Here is a 17,847-nt window from a genome sequence, read left to right as displayed (position 1 = left end):
CGATTTTCTTGCTTACCTCAGCTCAAATTGAACATTCAAAGAAGATCAAAAGCACCTAAAAACCTATGTATTCAATTTATCGTACAGACACAATAAATGAACTTGCGGGCTCAATAGTCTCCGTTGGAAATGTCCGAATGCGTTGAGCCAATTTGCGTGATGGAGGCAGGACGCCGACATAGCCTCAGATTGAGCCAAGGATGGCGAATCTGAGGCGGTAGTAAATTAGCTCTGTAGCATGAGGAAAAACACTTCGCCGGAGCGGCAGAACTCTTTATATATTAATCAGCGAGAAGAGAAATGCTGTTGTTTCCCTTTCGTCTGGTGTGGGCGAAGCGCCACGACTTTGAGCTATTCCAAACATCGCTAGACAATGAAACAAGGTAGCTAACTCTAACTCCATGATAATTATCAATTTAAAGAATAATCATTATTTTTCAGCCACCTTTATCAGGAAAGCTCGTTTAATTTTAAGCTGTAAAAAATAAATTAGTATTTATATCAAGCAGATAAAAATGTAGGATGATATTAATCAATAACTTAAGCCGCCTACTTTATCAGCCGAGCCGTTTAATAAGCTGTTAGGGGCTTTAAGCTCCGCACCAAATCTCACCATATTATTGCGGCTGCTGAACCCGATAAATTGATGAGAATTATGGATAACGACAGAAATAAAGCTTGGAGACAGGCAAAGAAAGAATGTAAAAAACTCAAAGAAGATGGACATATTGAGAAGCAATTTACTCCAGAGAAAAACTGGAAGCTTATGTACATTCGCTCGAAAAAATTAAAACGAGCTAAACAATTAGGGATTGATTACCCTCCAATAACATTGAGACAAAAATTAGATGATGAAATGCCAATTGAGGACAGTAATGTGAAAAAAATCCTCTTTATATGTAGTCGTAATCAATGGCGTAGTCCTACTGGAGAGCAAGTTTGGAAGAACCACCCCGAACTAAACGTTAGATCAGCTGGTACGAGCCCTAAAGCTAAAAGAACAGTAAACGTCAAAGATATTCAATGGGCAGACGTGATTTTTGTTATGGAAGAAAAGCATAAAAACAGGCTTAAAGCTGAATTTACGAGGCTACTAAATTATAAAGAGATTCAAGTATTAGATATTCCTGATGATTATCAATATATGGATAGTGAGTTGGTAGAAATTATGCAACAAACAGTGGGCAGCTACCTAAGTATTAACCCGTTAATTGGGCATTAGCTGCAAAAATATAAATCTAAAGGATTAGTTATGAATTCATTGTCAGAAATTCGTTTTTGGGTATTCTTACTTATTCTGCCCTTTGTCATTATTGGTGCAGTTTATAACATTGGATATTTGGTTGGTTACAACATCATGTCACAAGGGGTCGGTTTGCCATTAAATTATGGCTCAATGGGTCTTATTGCTGCTGGTTTCTGTTCAATTCGACCTTTTATTGAAACCGTTGGCGAACTCAAAATTAAAATTTCTAGCAAATGTTCAGTAAACTAGAAACCAGCTAACAGAATATTAAGCCAGGACTAAAAGAGTTCATTTACTTGCTTACTGTGATACACCTAATTAGCAGACGATATGTGGCAAGGATAGCTATGAATTGGATTAGAATTATACAATATTGCTTTATTCTTGTTATAGCTCAAATAGTATTAAGTACATTACTATCAGTACTTTGGGGAGTAGATTACTATTCACCTAAATCTTTAAATGAACTACTTATTTATCAAAAACTACCATCTGCGCTCTTAAGTATTTTCATTTTAACCATCTATGCTAAACAACAGGTTAACCGAACAATCCTTCACTTAGCGTTATCCTTTTCAGCTTGTTCATTGCTAAGTTTAACGGTTACTTTGTTACTTCTAGGAGAGTTATTTATATCTCCTATGTGGATGATTAATTTCCCCATTGATGTAATCACTGTGTTAGCTTCATTTTATTTAGGTAAGTCTTTTCGACACATCAATAAAGAAGCCGCACAGTAAGAAAATTTATTGGGTAAAACAGTTTCCTACTCTTCTTTCGCCGCTTAATTTGACCAGCTAGTTATTGCTCTGTAGTGTAAGAATTTCCTTTTAATTGAATGGATTCAATAATGAACAAATGGATGATCAATAAACAAATCTTTATGGCTTGTCTCTTACCTGTTTTAGGTTTGCTTGCCGCACTGCTGTTAAACGTTATTGCAGGCCCTGCTTATACAGGTTCAGTTAATCAAAGTGCTTTGCAGTTATATTTTATCGGTTCGGTTATCTGGTCGATTTTGGCCTTTTTCATTGGGGTATTTATATACTCAAAATGTAGTTACATGAATCACATAAAATTTATACTTGGCTTGTTTTCTGTAGGTTTAGGGGCTGCGCTACCTTGGTTAATCGGCATATCATAGTAATTAATCGCCTATAAATCATTAGGGCGGCTTAACTTCTTTTCTATTACTAACTTTCCTTCTTGTCTTCTAAAAGCTGCTTAAACAAGCTTTTCCATGCTTGTTGTAGCTCTTGCCATTGCTGGGCTTTCCATTGATTGATATAGCTTGTATTAGAACCTGTACTAGAATCTGAATTTGGCTCAACACTAGAGTCATCAGTAGTGATTTGATTACCCTCAAATGAACTTAATACCCCAGATTGCGACGATAATTGCGACAAGTACTGATTAATGGCATCTGCAATCGAATCAGCTGAAATAGGCTCTGCAATAGCTGTGATCGCAGATTGATGGCCATAGTCCATCGAATGAAGTGCTGAGTGTTGGTTAATTTGATCGCCTAATCCATCCACTTGGCTTGAAATAATCGGTTTATTCATTGCTAGTGATTCAATGAATATCAGCCCAAATGGCTCCCATCTTGACGGGATAATGACGGCATCACAGGCTTGTAAAAAACTGGGTACATCATCGATTTTACCGACAATTTCAACATTAGTTACCTTTGCTGCTAACGCGTTAAGCTCGTCGAGTTGTTCACCTTCACCGGCTAACAATAATCGACACGGTGACTTCACCTGCTGCATGGCTTTAATTAATAAATCAAAGCCTTTTTGAGGGTGAAATCGGCCATAAGCGGCTAACACCGGAGCCTCATTAGCGTTTAGCTTATCTTGGCTTTTGTTAGGGCTTTTACTGGCGATATCACTAGCGATATCACTGGCGGTAAAACGAGTTAAGTCTCGTCCCTGCCCTAATAAAGCAATTTTTTGCTGAGAAATAAGCTTATGTTCTAGCATCCATTGTTGCTGTGAAGGTGCGATGGCGATGACTTTATCCATCAGCCAATAATTCAACTTCAGCATTAAATAAAAACGCTTGGGAGATCTAATTTGTTCACTGACAAAAGCGGCGCTGTAATGATGCTCTTGCAGCACAAATATGGCATTAGGATGACGCCATTTAAACTGAATAATGTTGAGCAGGTTTCGCCAGTTTGATGCCCCATGAAGGCAGATAATGTCGGCATCGCTATTGATATTCACAGGCGTTGAAAAATCGATATATTGAATATCGAATGCAAAGTCATCTTGCAACGTGGAGCCACACAGGCTTTGCAGCGCAAAATTAACGCCGCCCATGTTAGGGTCATCGACACAATGCAAAATCTTAGGTTTCATCAAATTCCATCATTGATAAGTTAAAACAGAACAAGGCAAGCAGCCAGTCAATTAAACATAACGTTATCTCATTGATTTCGCAAAGGCTTCATTTGATAGTAAAGGTTAATCGTAATACCCGCTTTAACGATAAAAAAAGAGGCTAGCGCAGTGCTAGCCTCTTTTAGTTTATTTTATCTAGGTTAACTTAATACTCAGCGTTTTGAGTTAACCAAAGCAGCTGAAAGCTACTTCTTCTTTTCGTCTTCAAGACCCATGCTATTTAACCAGTAGTCGAAGTTAATCATACTGCCGGGTAAGACCACGCGGTTGTCTTTGTCACTTAAGCCACCCAGTTGTTTAAAGTACTGCTCACCGAGTTGCAGGCGCAGCGCACTTTGACCACCGGGTTTTGAAATCACTACAGCCAACTTTTCAATCGACTCTGCTGTTGCTTTAGCCAGAGTTAAAATCTCTTCAGCTTTACCTTCAGCTTCGTTGACAATACGCTGCATTTCACCTTCTGAGCGGTTAATGGTTTCAGTCATGATACCTTCAGAACGGTTGATTTTACTTTGCTTATCACCTTCACTTCTTGCCAGTAATGCACGGCGCTCACGCTCGGCGTTCACTTGCATTTCCATGGCATTTTTAACGGTTTCTGGTGGAGTAATATTCTTGATTTCATAGCGATGAACTCGAATGCCCCACATAGCGCCCGCTTCATCGAGTACTTCAACCACTTTAGCCGAAATGACGTCACGTTCTTCAAAGGTGCGGTCTAAATCAAGCGTACCAATCACTGAACGTGTGGTGGTTTGTGCTAGCTGAATCGCCGCGTAACGGTAATCAGTAATACCATAGCTCGCTTTAACTGGATCAGTGACTGAAATATAAATCACTCCATCCACTTCAACATTCACTTCATCACTTGAGAAACATTCTTGTGGTGGCACATCAATGGTTTCTTCTTTCAAGTCATGTATATAAGCCACTTTATCGATAAACGGCACCAGTGCGTGAAAGCCTGCATCTAAGGTGCTGTGATACTTACCTAAACGCTCAACAATATAGGCCGATTTAGTCGGTACTAAGCGAATAGATTGAAACAGCTTTAACACGAAAATGAGAAATATCGCGCCCCAAATAATCATCACAACAAAATCGGTATCAATTCCATTTAACATATTAACGTGCTCCTTTTGTTGCTGCCGGTGCTTTAGCTACCGCGTGAGTCACTTGCTCCATGCCCTCAAAGAAGCCTTCAAGCTTGGCCATTTCAGCCGGGACAATCGACACTTGAGATTCAGACAAGATACTGCCGACTTGGCTGATGAACTGCTCTTTAAGCATCATATTCATTGCATCATTACCGCCTTCATTATCAAGGGCGGTACAAATCATATTCATGCCTTCAGATTTAGCTTGAGCAATAATCGTTATCTGCTGACCTGAGCCTACTGCTTCATTAATTCGTTTCTGTTTTTGCCCTTCGGACAAATTAATTGCCTCTTGGCGTTCACCTTGCGAAATATTAATCATCGCGTCTTTTTCAGCATTAGCCAAGGTAATCTCAGCACGTTTACGACGCTCGGCTTCCATTTGCTTTTCAAGCGTATGGATAACGTGAATTGAAGGGGTAATGTTTTTGATCTCGTAACGCAGTACTTTGATCCCCCAAGGATCGGATGCCTTGTCAATCTCACGAACGATAGATTCGTTTAAGCTGTCACGCTCTGAAAAGGTTTGCGACAGGGTCAATTTACCAATCTCTGAACGCATGGTGGTTTGTGCAAGGTTAACGGCAGCGCGGCGGTAATTCTCAATACCATAACTGGCTAACTTACCGTCCATGACTTTTAAATACACTAAGCCATCAACTTCTAGCTGGGTGTTATCTTTTGAAATACAGCTTTGTGGCGGGACATCTAATACTTCTTCACGGGTATCGTGACGGTAAGCAACGCGATCCACAAATGGCACTAAGAAATGAAATCCAGGTTTTAGTACGGTTCTAAATTTTCCTAAACGTTCGATCACATTGACCTCACGCATAGGCACTATCAACATCAGTTTATAAAGAATAAACATGATAAATAAAAATGCGATGGTTAGTTCAAACATACTTCCCCTTCCTTTTGTAAATATGGTTTTTACTTAAATTCGATGAGTGTTAAAGCGCAATAACACTTTAATTCGGTGTTTCGGGTTCTGATTCAACGTAAGGCTCAACAATCAATCCGATATTCTCACGACATATAATACGCACTTTGCTGCCTGATTTGATCTCGGTGCCATCACCTAAAGCAGGCCATTCAGTGCCGGAGAACGTCACGCGTCCTTCATGTTCACCGGGGCCAATATCCGCTTTTACCGTGACAACTTGATTATATAAATCCATTTCTTCATCGGTATTATCTACATGAGCATCACCACCAATCATTTTTTGAGTGATATGACGAAAACTCAGTAACAACACGATTGACGTAATAAACCATAAGGTAAAGCTTTGTGTTGCGCCGTCAACAATCCCTGCAAACAATGCAGCAGCGACGATAACACATGCAGCGCCGAGTAAGATTACGATGCCGCCCGGAACGATAATTTCCGCGACCATTAAGATAAGACCAACAATTAACCAAATGCTGGTTGGATTTGAAAACTCCATATACCCCCCTGTAAAAACGTTATCATAAAATCCTTTAAGCTATAAAACCCTGTTCGGCATCCTCTTTAGTTGGGATAGCGTGAATTGTATAGACTTGATAACTGTTGGAATGCCTAAGGCATAGTAGTAAAAATATTAATGAAAATAGTAGTAACAATGACGACAGATAATCGTTATCGATAATGTCTGCTAAATGCGACATATTATGTCAACAATACAGTAAAACGATGAAATTGCAATCACATTCCCTCGTTGAAGGGTTAGGTTTACATTAAAAATACTTCATCATTCGTAAAAAAAAGGCAACAAAAAAGGTGCCGAAGCACCTTTAATTACAATAAGTTAACTAGGGCCTGTTGAACTTTGCCGGTTAAGTTTTGTTCGAAATAAAAGCGTTTTAATTGAGGCGGATGGATTGATGCCTAGCCATCTAAGCAAGATTCATCCAACAAAGAGTAAAACGCTTTTAGTCGAACCCTTTGGGCAGCGTTTGTTGGCGATTTTTACTGCGTTATCGACTTTTTATGTAGAATAACTACACCACAAAGTCTCTGCCTTGTATAAATGGCCAACAATTCGCTGCAAAAACAACCTTGAAAGATCAACAGGCCCTAATTAGACTTAACAATATTAAGCCAATAACTTACGAGCAGCATCAACCACGATGGTAATTGCGCTGACTTCGGTTTTCTTCATCATCGCTTCATCAGGGATCTCTTGCTGAGTACGATTTACGATAACACCCGCTACACACGCTGCGCGCCAGCCTTGAGAAGCACACATAGTGAATAAGGTTGCTGATTCCATTTCATAGTTAAGCACGCCCATTGACTGCCACTCTTTCATAGAACCTACAAAGCGACTTGTCACGCGACCAGAAACGGTATCATAACGTTCTTGACCTGGGTAGAAAGTATCTGAAGAAGCGGTAATACCAATATGAGGCTCTAAACCATAATCGCAACATGCTGCAACCATAGCAGTCGTACAATTAAAATCAGCTGCAGCTGGGAATTCAAGCGGCGCAAAGTGCAAGCTTGCACCGTCTAAACGCACTGATGCTTGAGTCACAATCACATCACCCACATTGACTTCAGGTTGAATCGCACCCGTTGTGCCCACTCGCAAGAAAGTCGTCACACCTAATTGTGCTAACTCTTCTACTGCAATTGAAGTCGATGGACCACCAATACCCGTTGAGCAAACCACAACAGCTTTGCCATCAATGTAAGCAAGATACGTTGTATATTCACGGTGACTTGCTAAGAAAGTCGCGTTGTCCATTAATTCAGCAATTCGCTTAACTCTTTCTGGATCGCCAGGCACAATTGCCAAAGTTGCGCCATCAAGCATTTGCTTGGTTAAACCTAAGTGAAATACGTCGGCCATGTTGAAAACCCCTTTCATTATTGAATATAAAATCCTAATTGTGTCGACTTTAACCCACTATCCACTCAGTTAAGGTTAACTCGATCACATAAATCTTGATATTTATAAAACGATTGCCGTGACAAATTTACAAGCGCAAACATCGTTAGCTAATTTAGCGCACCATAAACCACCTAAAAAATAATAGCTAATTTTAGTTCATTTAGGGCAATTTTACCCAATCAAGCAATAGTTGATCTTAGTCACGTTACCTAGGCAAAAGAGGGAGTAATTTTAAGTTAACAGTAACGAAAAGGAGTTGTTCTATGTTTCCAGAGTACCGTGATTTAATCAGTAAATTAAAAACATCAAATGCACATTTTTCTAGGATTTTTGATGAGCACAATCAGTTAGATGAAAAAATTAAGCATCATGAAAAGCACTATAATAGTGACACCACACCTGAACTTAAAATCCTTAAGTCGAAGAAGCTACATTTAAAAGAAGAAATTTATACCATGCTTAAAAAACAGTAAGCGGTAATTTCGCTTATTTACTGTAAGCATTTACGAGTTAACCTTGTAAGGCAAGCAACAAAAAAGGACGCATAGGCGTCCTTTAGTTTTAGGCTAGATTAAGTCGCCTTTTTGAATTGAATTACTTCTTAGTGATAGCTTCAACAATAGCGTCACTTGAGTCAAAGTTCTCAATGCTGACTACGGTAAATTTATCTAACACAATAACTGTTGCCATATCTTTTTCCGCAGGCCAAGAAGCTGTCACTTCACCTTCACGATCAAGCCCCATTGAAAAAGGTAAATCTTTCATTTTTGGGATTGCAACAAAACGAGCAATTAGTGAAGGCATGCCGCTGATATCAGCAATATAAGCCAAGTTTTCAGGCTTTTTCTCTGCTGGAATTGCCTCTAAGGCTTCTTGGATGAATTCGCCACCTTTCATACCACGGCTAAATAGTACAACTTGGGTTTGCTCGTTAATCACTAGCGGTTGTTCAAATTGATCTTCTAACGTCACAGGTTCAATTTTATCGTTCACAGCAAACACATTCGCTTGTGCCGTCGTCATAAAAAATAAACTTACTACAAATAAAATTGCTTTCATCTTGTTATTCCTGAAGTAGGGTTTAAAGCCTTAATCATAGAAAAAGTCTTCAAATAGAGGGTGCAATGCACTATACCTTAATGAGATTCCCTACCTATTAACTAGCCTGAAAAACTTGAGGTATCTCACGTATTAACGACATTAAAATTAATGAAATAGGATTAATGAATATTTTGTGAGTCTAATTATGTAAAAACGTTAAAAAACAACCCAAGACAACACTTAATTACAACACTATAATCAGTAATTATCTGTTTATTCATCTAATAAAAAGACCATCATTATGAATGAGACCCCAGCAGGCTTAGATCAAGAATTAGCTCAACTGCAAAATGTTTATGAGTTGCTGACAGAGTTTATTGTCCAATATAGCTTCCAAATCATTGGCGCTATTATCATTTTGCTCATTGGTATCTGGATAGCTAACAAGATGTCTGATGTGGTGACCAATCAATTTGAAAAACATAATATTGATGTCACTTTAGGTAACTTTGTTTCAAACCTTGTCAGAATTACCATCATCGTCATGGTATCGATTATTTGTTTAGGCAAACTCGGGATCAGTGTAACGCCAATGGTCGCCGCTATTGGTGCTGCCTCATTGGGCGCTGGTTTAGCGCTACAAGGCATGCTTGCCAATTACGCTGCAGGCGTGACGATTATTGTCACTAGACCTTTTGTTATTGGTAACACTATCGAGATCCAAGGCGTGTCAGGCGTCGTACAAAAAATTCAATTAGGACTCACGATTCTGACTAACGAAGAAGGCGAGTTAATTCATATTCCTAATAAGCACATTGTTGGTGAAATCTTACATAACTCTCAAGAATACAAATTGGTCGAAACCAAGTTCAACATTGATTATGAAACCGATCCTCAAATTGTGACTACGTTAATTACTGACGCATTATTGTCTCAAGAGAAAGTGAATCAGTCTCGTCCGCCACAGGTTGGTATTAATGACTTTAATAGCATAGGAATGGAAATTGGTGTGCGCTATTGGGTACCAACTAAAAGTTATTATGAAGATAAATATCAAAGTAATTTAGCCATTTTTAGCGCATTAAAAACCGCTAGCATTACCATTCCTTGTCCGGTGAGAGAGATCCATCTACAACATTAATCTACCGTTAGTCGATCACTCCCTTACGCTCACTGAGCGAGTTATGATTATAACTCGCTCAGTGATTTATAGCTTATAGATTAGCGGCTTAATAACTCCCCACCCTTTCAAAAAATGCCAAATAGTTCCCTCTAGCACCTGTAGCTATGTCGTGCTAACTTGACAAAATGTCGCTAAAACTTGACATTTTAATTTTTAAAGCACATATTTAAGTCAAGCTTACTTTACATAAAGACAAGTTAAGTTTAATTTTAAATCAAAATGGATAACAGGGTGTTCTATGAATGATTCAATGGATAATGATTGGAAAAAGTGCAACAGCATCAACACAATACGATTAGCTAAATGGACTGCAGCATGGGTGATAACGCTCGCAATAACGACTTTTGGGCCTATCTTTTTGTGGCCTGAAAATGACATCATCACGGTGGCTACAATTGGAGGAAACTTCTTGGTGGGTATCGGTATGATCTGGGCCAATAAACAACACCTCGCTTCTCTCGATGAGCTACAACAAAAAATTCAGTTAAATGCCATGGGCTTGAGCCTTGGAGTCGGATTAATTGTGGGTATTAGTTACTCAACCCTAGCTACAACAGGGATAATCAACGCTCATGCCGAAATTTCTCATCTTGTCATCGTCATGAGTTTAACCTACATGGTCGGCATTATATTGGGTAATAGGAAAAATCGATGAATAACAGATTAAAAGTGCTACGGGCAGAGCACAATTTAACTCAGGCGCAACTGGCTGACTTATTGAATGTATCCAGACAGACTGTTAATGCGATTGAAAAAGGTAAATTCGATCCGAGTCTGCCTTTAGCCTTTAAAGCAGCAAGATTATTTAAGCTCACAATTGAAGATATCTTCCAAGATGAAGAGGCCGTATCTTGAATAATAAAAGCAGCTAATAGTGCGTTTATTTCGCTTATAAACTCAGGGTCATAAACACACTATTAGCGTCTGCTTTATAATCTGCAAAGGGGCCGCATTCAATAAAACCATGGCGAGCATATAACGTTCTTGCTGGGATAAAAAAATCCATGGAGCCCGTTTCTAAGTTAACTGTTTTAGCCCCGCTAGCTTTAGCCTCATTGAGCATAAAGGTCAATAAAGTAGCTGCAACACCACGGCGGCGAAATGCACTCGATACTCGCATCGATTTTATTTCAACATCTTCTACTGAATATCGATTAATCGCACCACAACCCGCTAGTTGGTTGTTTTCCCAAATAGTCCAAAAGTCGATATGAGGTTGGCGCAGTTTAGATAAATCTAATGCGTGCACACTGTCGGCAGGTGAAGTCGCATACATATCTTGTAAATGCTCAGTCAATAACTTAGCTACGTCATCGCCTGTGAGGTCGTCGAGTCTAATATCCATATTTATCATTCCTTTTATTACTACTCTCTGTCTTTCTCTTTCTAATTTTGCTACTCATTCTCTTTTTACCAAGCTTACTTGGCTATTACAACTATCACTTTAATGACGCTACAATCCTGTATTTAAACGATAAAATAGTTAACCATAATATATTGGCTTAACAGAGACTAATGCTTTGATTGACGCTGTGATTGACTCTTTTGATTAAGCTGCCATATTTACTAACAGTATTATTTAAGGGATTAATCATATGCGCAATAGTCAGTTTTACCCAGCTATTCTAGTGACCAGTATATTGTTCAGCCTTATTGGCTGCGCCTCTGGACCCGCGACACTGCAACAAGGCCCTGATGCTGAAACCACTAAAGATGGTTTAGTTAAAGTCGATAATTCAAAGCTCGCACTTTCATATGCAAGACCCAATGTTAATTGGCAGCAATACAGTAAACTGTATTTTAAACCGACAAAGGTCACCAACGATCACCCAGATGATTATCGCGCGCCGAAAATTGATAGGCAAAGTGACGGTTTAAACGCAACCTACGACCTACCTCAAGAGTCATTAGATAAAATGGCCCTACAATTTTCAAAGACCGTTGCCGATGTGTTTAATAGCGAGCAGCCTTTTGAGCTAGTCACGCAAGCTGGGCCAAATACATTAATCATTGAAACTGCAGTCACCGATATTCGCTTAACTGCTCCGATCGAAAAATCTCGCAGAAGCTTTAACTCATCAGGAAAAACATACACCCAAAGCTCAGGCTCGATGGTGTTATTAGCCGTGCTTAAAGATGCTGAAAGTGGCGAAGTGTTAGCGAAAGCTGCCGATCGTGCGATGGGATTTGATCAATGGCGTCAAAACACTCAAGTATTTAATTGGGGAGATGTCAAAACGGTTTATCGTCGCTGGGCAAACGACTTCAAAAATGCCTTAATTGAAGCCAGCGCTCAAACTGAAAACTAACATTTTACAATCATTAATTTGAATCAAGCGCCTTAGGTAAATAGCTTAAGGCGCTTGTTGCTTATAAGCCTCGCTGCCATTCTTGGCGAAGTGGAATTGTCCCTGTAATGGCATCAGAAACTTGATTCAATAATTGTTGTTTATCCTTGCCAAGTACGCCTTTGAGCACTAAATAATTAGAAGCATGATCGGATCTAAAAATGGTCTTGGTGAGCGCAAGCTCTGATAATAATGTCTGCATCTCATTCAACAGCCCAAGTTGATCAGGTAATTCAAATTTACCATCAAACACGCTATCCATTTTCTCAGTACCTAAGGGTAAGGTAACCACTAAGGTCGAAAGGTAATCAGGCTGGGCAGCATTCATTAATTTCGCTGAAGCTTTAGCATGTTGTTGCGATAATTGTTTACCGCCAAGTCCCATTAAAATCATCACCGACGATTTCATGCCCGCTTGCTTGATTTTTTCAAGCGCCATTAAGGAACTTGCGTAATCCTCACCTTTTTTAATCTTAGTGAGCACTTCGTCATCGCCACTTTCACAGCCTACATAAAGCAATGACAGCCCCATATCACGTAGTTCTGACAACTGTTCGACCGTTTTATTGGTCAAATTTCGTGGTAAGCAATAACTACTGATACGCGTCACGGAAGGTAAGTGAGTATTAATTAATTGGCATATTTCTTTTAATCGCTTAAAAGGCAACGTCATCGCATCACCATCTGCCAAGAACACCCTAGTAATGGGATGACCAGACGCGGCAGCAGCTAATATATCCTGCTCAATCTGCTCAATTTTAGTTGCTCTAAACTTTTTTTGCTCTTGGGTGTACATGTCGCAAAAACTGCAGTGATTCCAGCTACAACCATTGGTTACTTGAAGGATAAGCGACTTCCATTCTGATGGAGGTCGAAACACGGGTTCAATATAATTAATCACACTTTTCCCTTTTTAGTGCTCTGTTTTAAATACGCCCTGTACGAATTACGAGCATAGTGATTGTTTTTTATTCTATTTTTTGATCCAAAACGTTTGAATTGCTCGTATTGGTTGTTTATAGTCGTTTTGTTAACTAAATAATTATTCAGGCTAATTGATTATGAATCAAGTCGCATATGGACTCAGTGAACGTAGAGGCGAAGCCCTCGATCAAGAGCACCATTGGGAACTCATGACAGCAGATCAAAAAATGGCGCTGTATGATCTCAACCGATTTGGTTACCGATTGCTTTTTGTGAGAATGATGCCAGAAGGCCCTCTGGCAGTCATTGCTCAACAAAAAGAGTTGGCGACAATTGATTTTGAAGGCGAACTTAACCTACGCCCAGAGATCAAGTTACGTGATGAGTCTCAATCATAGTCTCAATCATAGTCTCAATCATAGTCTCAATCATAGTCTCAATCATAGTCTCAATAATAGTCACAAAGACTGTCTTAGTCTCAATGACAGCATTAGTCACAATCATTCTCATGGTTAGTTAAGTACTTTATTGCCCGATAAAAAGAGTGCCTTGGCACTCTTTTTTTATGGCTTACTTTCTAATCAAATTGCTACAAGTTAAGCAGCATATCAATGTGCGGGATCCCATCTTCTAAATACATTTCAGAGTTAACAGTAAACCCCTGCTGCTGATAAAAGTCACTGAGATGCTGTTGCGCGCCTATTTGGATACTGGTTTGTGGCCACTGAGTTTTGACCACATCGATTGATCGCTGCATTAATGCATGAGCAATCCCTTTGCCGCGACCTTGTTCAGCAATAATCACTCGACCAATACTGGCTTGGGGATAACTGACTCCTGCCGCTAAAATTCGAGTGTAAGCGATTAATTCACCTTGCTGATTGATGCCTAGTAAATGTAAGGTTTCAGCTAAACGATCTTTATTATCAAGCTCTGGATAAGGACAATTTTGCTCGACAACAAACACATCTACCCGCAGCTTTAATGCCTCGTAAAGCTCATCAAGACTAAGCTGGTTAAAGTGCACAAGTTTCCATTGCATTGAATCTATAAAGGGCATATTGGTCCATTATCATTGGAGTGTATTTTGGCAGTCTAGCATGAAAAAAATACCTGATTAACACGCTTATTTGTGCATTTATTTCAGCCAAAAAAATACCGAGCCAAAGCTCGGTATTTTATCGGTTAAATTAGCTCAATTTAGAACTTGTATTTAACGCCAACTTTTAACTGCCAAGCAGACTTATTGATGTCATAAGTATTTTGGTTAGCTGTTTCGATACCATCTTGACCATAAGGCACTGAGTAAGTGTAAACACCCGTACCAGCGTCGTAGTTATGGTCTACTAAGATTTTACTACCGAAAGATTGGTACTCAACAACACCCCAATCATCATTCATCAAGTTAAGTACGTTTTTCACGTCAAAGTATAAAATACCTTTATGATCTTCTAGGAAGCCAGGCAACTCTTGAGTGAAACGGAAATCTAACTGATGGACCCAAGGTTGGTTATCAGAACCTTTACCTGCGATACCGCCAGCATATTTACCTAAACCGATTTCATCAATTGCAGCTTTAAACTCTTCATATGTTAATCCGCCTGCATACTCAACATTGGCATCATCTGCACCTGTTGGGATGTATGGAAGGTAAGAATCTGAGTATGCAAATGAACCTTGGTCACCGAAACCACGGTCATTATGCGAACCTAGTACCCAAGTCATTGGGCGACCTTCGCGGGCTTCATAGAACATGTTGAAGCTAGAGTTATATCCTGCAACAAATTCAACATCATAGCCTAAGCTTGCAGTGAAACGATGTGGTGTTTCATAGTAACCTGGACCAATAGTTGTTCCGTTACGATCTGCACCCACAGAAGTGTATTGGTAGTTAGACGTTGCTGTTGAAGATGAACCCTGGTTACCTTCGTCAACTTGGTTATATGCATAACCAAGACGCATGTTCAGACCCATATCCCAGTTTTTAGCTAAGCTGAAACTTAACGTTTGGCTCTTACCGTCTTCTTCAGCATTAGTTAACATTAGATCGTAACGTTCAGTGTTTCCACCTGCACCATTATTTGCTAATGGATCCCATGTTTCGTATACAACACGACCTGTTGCATCAGTCGTCAATTCGCGACGAGCTAAATCAACCCAGGCAACATCATTTTCTTTCTGAATATATAAGAACTCACCACCGAAGAACCAATCTTGACCTAGCGCACCGAAGTCCCAAGTACTGTCAAAACCGATACTTGCACGCCAATCAGAAGGAAGCTCAAAGTTAGGGTCTAATGAGTTAGTGTTACCATCGCCGCCCACTAAGCCATCTTGTGCACCACTCGGTACATCACCAAAATCAGGTGTGCCCCAAGCATCATTCCAACCGTCATTGAAACTGAGTAAACTATTACCGTCATTTGAGAAGCTATTAGACATCCAAACTGTTGGGTAACCACCACTGTAACGGCCTACACCACCACGAATAGTTACATCATCAGACAGTACGTAAGTTAAGCCAACACGTGGTAAGAAAATATCTTTACCATCCATTGTGCCATTGTTAGCAAAGCCATAACGGTCAACAAAGTTTTGGTTTAAAGCTGGAGAATCTGACATGCTGATGGTTTCGTAGCGAATACCATAAGTCATTTCTAAATCTGAATTGATTTCCCATGTATCTTCAATAAATAATGCTAATGTTTCCATGTTGAAACTAGCTGCAACATCATTTGCATTACCTGATTCAGCATTTTGATAACGGAAACGGTCAACAACACCATTTTCAAAATCATCAATTGAATCGAAATCCCAAGAACCCATAGTGTCTTGAGCAAACAAGTTAAATACTTCAACATTATTGAACTGGAAACCGAAACCAATATTATGCTCGTCTAAGTAGTAATCACCGACAAAACGTAACTCTAAGTTTTGGTTGTTTAATTCATTTGATTGACGTGAGCGCTCAGTACCGAAATTAACATCGCCAGCGTCAGTACGAACATTGACTTGCCCAATACCGATGTTTTCAACTGGGTTAGAACTACTTGTTGTATCTTTATATGCAACTTTAATTTCTGTTGTGAAAGAATCAGTCCAGTCACTGTATAACGTTGCTGCGTATGACTCTAACTCTTCTTCTTTATCGTACCAGTAGCTTGATAAATTCAGTGATGATTCATCATCTGATACTTTATTAGTTCTGTTACCCACTGTGCTTTGGTAAGTCAAAGATGCACGGTGTTCGTTAGTAATGTTCCAATCTAATTTGGCTAAGATTTTTTCATCTTTTTCTTGAGGAGAGGCATTGTAGCCACCAATGTTACTTAAGCCGTAAACATCATTAGCAATGTTGTTGATGCGATCTAATTCATCAGATGTGACGCGCGAATCATTAGCGAAACCGGCACCAGCTGGTCCCCACTCTGCAGCTTGTGGCGCATCGTAGTTTTCATATGAACCGAAGAAGAACAAGGTATCTTTAATTAGTGGGAAACCGACCGTGCCACCAAAAGTAGTTTCTTCGAAATCTTGCTTAAGCTTCTCGCCTGTTTCTTGATCTTTACCGTCGCCAGCCATGCTGTCATTAGTGGTTTCCCAAAAAACAGTACCCGCTAATTCGTTAGTACCAGATTTAGTTACAGCATTAACCTGTGCTCCTGAGAAACCACCAGTACGAGCCGAGAAAGGAGAAGTGTTTAATGCCACACTTTCTACCGCATCAATTGAGATAGGTGAACGCTGAGTTGGGTAACCGTTAGAGTTAAGACCGAAATCATCGTTTTGAGAAACACCATCAACAACAAAAGTGTTAAAACGAGGGTTAATACCTGCAACACTCATTGAAACGCCATCAGTTCCTACTACAGCCATTGGGTTTTGACGTAATACATCTTTAAGGTCACGGTTAATACCTGGAGAGTTAGCAATATCTTTCGCACCGAACTCACTGTTACCACCTGCGCTACGGAAGTAATTTGCAGTACCGACAACACCAATACGTTCCATGTCAGCTGCAGATTGCAGAGTACGGTTATAACGTAATGTTTCACCAACGTTTAGGTATAAATCTTGTTCTAGATCATCAGCAAATTTTTCAGAATCAACTTTGATGATATACGGACCACCAACACGAAGACCACGTGCTGAGAATAAACCGTCAGCGCCTACTGACACTTCTGTCACTGTCCCTGTTGGTTCATGGATGATAGTAATTGTTGCATCTGTAACAGCATTTCCTTGAGGACCAACAATCTGGCCTCGGATGTTTGATGCAGTATCTGCTGCCATGGCTGGTAGAGAAACACCCATAGCAAAGCACGTCGCTAGTGCTAAGCGACTGATTTTATTGTTTAACATTTTCAGACCCCTGAAATATTTTTATATTTTAATTTGTTTGCTAGTTAATCTAGCTTTTAATATGAAGCTGTAGAGTAAAAACTTCAGGGGGATTTTATAACCAATTTGTTTCAAAATCATGTCATTCTTGAACTATTTTACAACAAAACTTAAACTGCCAACGCCTAACTTGCTTTACACATTTAACCAAAGCCACATGGGCTAAGGTTTCTCGGTAGTTTAGTCACAAAAATTTAATAAAAAAAAGATAATATACAAATCTTCTAAACCATCGATTTGGTCACATTACTAGGGTCAAA

The 17,847-nt window shown here is 39.6% G+C and carries 20 protein-coding genes; 10 read left to right on the top strand and 10 right to left on the bottom strand.

Translation table 11 applies throughout. From position 1 onward, the window contains the following. Positions 1-655: 655 nt before the first annotated feature. The 4 genes from BCU84_RS20925 (at position 656) to BCU84_RS02020 (ending at position 2,390) form a co-directional block, all read left to right on the top strand. Complete coding sequence (locus tag BCU84_RS20925) at positions 656-1,222, top strand: hypothetical protein (RefSeq protein ID WP_229372326.1); 567 nt, start codon at positions 656-658, stop codon at positions 1,220-1,222. 30 nt (positions 1,223-1,252) lie between these two features. Further along, positions 1,253-1,495, top strand: a complete 243-nt coding sequence (locus BCU84_RS02030) for a hypothetical protein (protein ID WP_102526435.1) — start codon at positions 1,253-1,255, stop codon at positions 1,493-1,495. Positions 1,496-1,593: 98 nt separating this feature from the next. Beyond that, complete coding sequence (locus tag BCU84_RS02025; RefSeq protein WP_102526434.1) at positions 1,594-1,986, top strand: hypothetical protein; 393 nt, start codon at positions 1,594-1,596, stop codon at positions 1,984-1,986. 122 nt (positions 1,987-2,108) lie between these two features. Further along, positions 2,109-2,390: a hypothetical protein gene (locus BCU84_RS02020; protein ID WP_133146609.1), complete on the top strand. Its 282-nt coding sequence runs from the start codon at positions 2,109-2,111 to the stop codon at positions 2,388-2,390. Positions 2,391-2,439: 49 nt separating this feature from the next. On the opposite strand, the gene BCU84_RS02015 is transcribed toward BCU84_RS02020, so the two are convergent. The 5 genes from BCU84_RS02015 to udp form a co-directional block, all read right to left on the bottom strand. After that, the gene (locus BCU84_RS02015) at positions 2,440-3,612 is read right to left on the bottom strand and encodes a glycosyltransferase family 4 protein (RefSeq protein WP_102526432.1); all 1,173 of its coding nucleotides are present in this window, start codon (positions 3,610-3,612) and stop codon (positions 2,440-2,442) included. Positions 3,613-3,839: 227 nt separating this feature from the next. After that, positions 3,840-4,778 carry a stomatin-like protein gene (locus BCU84_RS02010; RefSeq protein WP_102526431.1) on the bottom strand — a complete coding sequence of 313 codons (939 nt, stop codon included), beginning with the start codon at positions 4,776-4,778 and terminating at the stop codon, positions 3,840-3,842. A gap of 1 nt (position 4,779) precedes the next feature. Beyond that, positions 4,780-5,715: a slipin family protein gene (locus tag BCU84_RS02005; protein WP_102526430.1), complete on the bottom strand. Its 936-nt coding sequence runs from the start codon at positions 5,713-5,715 to the stop codon at positions 4,780-4,782. A 67-nt stretch (positions 5,716-5,782) separates the two neighbouring features. Then, the gene (locus BCU84_RS02000; RefSeq protein WP_102526429.1) at positions 5,783-6,259 is read right to left on the bottom strand and encodes an NfeD family protein; all 477 of its coding nucleotides are present in this window, start codon (positions 6,257-6,259) and stop codon (positions 5,783-5,785) included. A gap of 630 nt (positions 6,260-6,889) precedes the next feature. Beyond that, entirely contained in the window at positions 6,890-7,648 is a 759-nt protein-coding gene (gene udp / locus BCU84_RS01995) for a uridine phosphorylase (protein WP_102526428.1), read from the bottom strand. 305 nt (positions 7,649-7,953) lie between these two features. On the opposite strand from udp, the gene BCU84_RS01990 reads away from it, so the two are divergent. Further along, positions 7,954-8,163, top strand: a complete 210-nt coding sequence (locus BCU84_RS01990; protein WP_102526427.1) for a YdcH family protein — start codon at positions 7,954-7,956, stop codon at positions 8,161-8,163. A 121-nt stretch (positions 8,164-8,284) separates the two neighbouring features. Here BCU84_RS01990 and BCU84_RS01985 read toward each other — a convergent pair whose 3' ends face one another. Further along, positions 8,285-8,749 carry a hypothetical protein gene (locus tag BCU84_RS01985; protein ID WP_102526426.1) on the bottom strand — a complete coding sequence of 155 codons (465 nt, stop codon included), beginning with the start codon at positions 8,747-8,749 and terminating at the stop codon, positions 8,285-8,287. 283 nt (positions 8,750-9,032) lie between these two features. Between BCU84_RS01985 and BCU84_RS01980 the strand changes: the two genes are divergently transcribed. The 3 genes from BCU84_RS01980 (at position 9,033) to BCU84_RS01970 (ending at position 10,769) form a co-directional block, all read left to right on the top strand. After that, positions 9,033-9,872 (top strand): mechanosensitive ion channel family protein, encoded by an 840-nt coding sequence (locus tag BCU84_RS01980; RefSeq protein ID WP_102526425.1) that lies wholly within the window; start codon positions 9,033-9,035, stop codon positions 9,870-9,872. A gap of 280 nt (positions 9,873-10,152) precedes the next feature. Continuing rightward, the gene (locus BCU84_RS01975) at positions 10,153-10,569 is read left to right on the top strand and encodes a hypothetical protein (protein ID WP_102526424.1); all 417 of its coding nucleotides are present in this window, start codon (positions 10,153-10,155) and stop codon (positions 10,567-10,569) included. Further along, complete coding sequence (locus tag BCU84_RS01970; protein ID WP_102526423.1) at positions 10,566-10,769, top strand: helix-turn-helix transcriptional regulator; 204 nt, start codon at positions 10,566-10,568, stop codon at positions 10,767-10,769. The genes BCU84_RS01975 and BCU84_RS01970 overlap by 4 nt, the downstream gene beginning before the upstream one ends. A 34-nt stretch (positions 10,770-10,803) precedes the next feature. Here the strand turns inward: BCU84_RS01970 and BCU84_RS01965 are convergent, their stop codons facing one another. Next, positions 10,804-11,259, bottom strand: a complete 456-nt coding sequence (locus tag BCU84_RS01965; protein WP_102526422.1) for a GNAT family N-acetyltransferase — start codon at positions 11,257-11,259, stop codon at positions 10,804-10,806. Positions 11,260-11,509: 250 nt separating this feature from the next. Here BCU84_RS01965 and BCU84_RS01960 point away from each other — a divergent pair, with 250 nt between their 5' ends. Next, positions 11,510-12,223, top strand: coding sequence for a DUF3313 family protein (locus tag BCU84_RS01960; RefSeq protein ID WP_102526421.1), 714 nt, complete (start codon positions 11,510-11,512; stop codon positions 12,221-12,223). Between the two features lie 61 nt (positions 12,224-12,284). On the opposite strand, the gene BCU84_RS01955 is transcribed toward BCU84_RS01960, so the two are convergent. Beyond that, positions 12,285-13,163, bottom strand: coding sequence for a radical SAM protein (locus BCU84_RS01955; protein ID WP_102526420.1), 879 nt, complete (start codon positions 13,161-13,163; stop codon positions 12,285-12,287). 160 nt (positions 13,164-13,323) lie between these two features. On the opposite strand from BCU84_RS01955, the gene BCU84_RS01950 reads away from it, so the two are divergent. Then, a complete protein-coding gene (locus BCU84_RS01950) occupies positions 13,324-13,584 on the top strand; it encodes a hypothetical protein (RefSeq protein ID WP_102526419.1) in 261 nt (86 codons plus the stop codon). A gap of 191 nt (positions 13,585-13,775) precedes the next feature. On the opposite strand, the gene BCU84_RS01945 is transcribed toward BCU84_RS01950, so the two are convergent. Both BCU84_RS01945 and BCU84_RS01940 read right to left on the bottom strand, forming a co-directional pair. Continuing rightward, a complete protein-coding gene (locus BCU84_RS01945; protein ID WP_241906336.1) occupies positions 13,776-14,246 on the bottom strand; it encodes a GNAT family N-acetyltransferase in 471 nt (156 codons plus the stop codon). Between the two features lie 140 nt (positions 14,247-14,386). Continuing rightward, positions 14,387-17,548 carry a TonB-dependent receptor gene (locus tag BCU84_RS01940; RefSeq protein ID WP_102526418.1) on the bottom strand — a complete coding sequence of 1,054 codons (3,162 nt, stop codon included), beginning with the start codon at positions 17,546-17,548 and terminating at the stop codon, positions 14,387-14,389. Between the last annotated feature and the right edge of the window lie 299 nt (positions 17,549-17,847).

Source organism: Shewanella sp. 10N.286.51.B7 (assembly GCF_002873615.1).
GTDB lineage: Bacteria > Pseudomonadota > Gammaproteobacteria > Enterobacterales > Shewanellaceae > Shewanella > Shewanella electrodiphila.
The sequence above is the reverse complement of the archived record's forward strand: the minus strand, read 5'-3'. Positions and strand labels throughout refer to the sequence as shown.

What these genes read in the sequence shown, in the direction of transcription:
- BCU84_RS20925 (WP_229372326.1), top strand. Translation starts at nt 656, where the DNA reads ATGGATAACGACAGAAATAAAGCTTGGAGACAGGCAAAGAAAGAATGT.
- BCU84_RS02030 (WP_102526435.1), top strand. Translation starts at nt 1,253, where the DNA reads ATGAATTCATTGTCAGAAATTCGTTTTTGGGTATTCTTACTTATTCTG.
- BCU84_RS02025 (WP_102526434.1), top strand. Translation starts at nt 1,594, where the DNA reads ATGAATTGGATTAGAATTATACAATATTGCTTTATTCTTGTTATAGCT.
- BCU84_RS02020 (WP_133146609.1), top strand. Translation starts at nt 2,109, where the DNA reads ATGATCAATAAACAAATCTTTATGGCTTGTCTCTTACCTGTTTTAGGT.
- BCU84_RS02015 (WP_102526432.1), bottom strand. Translation starts at nt 3,612, where the DNA reads ATGAAACCTAAGATTTTGCATTGTGTCGATGACCCTAACATGGGCGGC.
- BCU84_RS02010 (WP_102526431.1), bottom strand. Translation starts at nt 4,778, where the DNA reads ATGTTAAATGGAATTGATACCGATTTTGTTGTGATGATTATTTGGGGC.
- BCU84_RS02005 (WP_102526430.1), bottom strand. Translation starts at nt 5,715, where the DNA reads ATGTTTGAACTAACCATCGCATTTTTATTTATCATGTTTATTCTTTAT.
- BCU84_RS02000 (WP_102526429.1), bottom strand. Translation starts at nt 6,259, where the DNA reads ATGGAGTTTTCAAATCCAACCAGCATTTGGTTAATTGTTGGTCTTATC.
- udp (WP_102526428.1), bottom strand. Translation starts at nt 7,648, where the DNA reads ATGGCCGACGTATTTCACTTAGGTTTAACCAAGCAAATGCTTGATGGC.
- BCU84_RS01990 (WP_102526427.1), top strand. Translation starts at nt 7,954, where the DNA reads ATGTTTCCAGAGTACCGTGATTTAATCAGTAAATTAAAAACATCAAAT.
- BCU84_RS01985 (WP_102526426.1), bottom strand. Translation starts at nt 8,749, where the DNA reads ATGAAAGCAATTTTATTTGTAGTAAGTTTATTTTTTATGACGACGGCA.
- BCU84_RS01980 (WP_102526425.1), top strand. Translation starts at nt 9,033, where the DNA reads ATGAATGAGACCCCAGCAGGCTTAGATCAAGAATTAGCTCAACTGCAA.
- BCU84_RS01975 (WP_102526424.1), top strand. Translation starts at nt 10,153, where the DNA reads ATGAATGATTCAATGGATAATGATTGGAAAAAGTGCAACAGCATCAAC.
- BCU84_RS01970 (WP_102526423.1), top strand. Translation starts at nt 10,566, where the DNA reads ATGAATAACAGATTAAAAGTGCTACGGGCAGAGCACAATTTAACTCAG.
- BCU84_RS01965 (WP_102526422.1), bottom strand. Translation starts at nt 11,259, where the DNA reads ATGGATATTAGACTCGACGACCTCACAGGCGATGACGTAGCTAAGTTA.
- BCU84_RS01960 (WP_102526421.1), top strand. Translation starts at nt 11,510, where the DNA reads ATGCGCAATAGTCAGTTTTACCCAGCTATTCTAGTGACCAGTATATTG.
- BCU84_RS01950 (WP_102526419.1), top strand. Translation starts at nt 13,324, where the DNA reads ATGAATCAAGTCGCATATGGACTCAGTGAACGTAGAGGCGAAGCCCTC.
- BCU84_RS01945 (WP_241906336.1), bottom strand. Translation starts at nt 14,246, where the DNA reads ATGCCCTTTATAGATTCAATGCAATGGAAACTTGTGCACTTTAACCAG.
- BCU84_RS01940 (WP_102526418.1), bottom strand. Translation starts at nt 17,548, where the DNA reads ATGTTAAACAATAAAATCAGTCGCTTAGCACTAGCGACGTGCTTTGCT.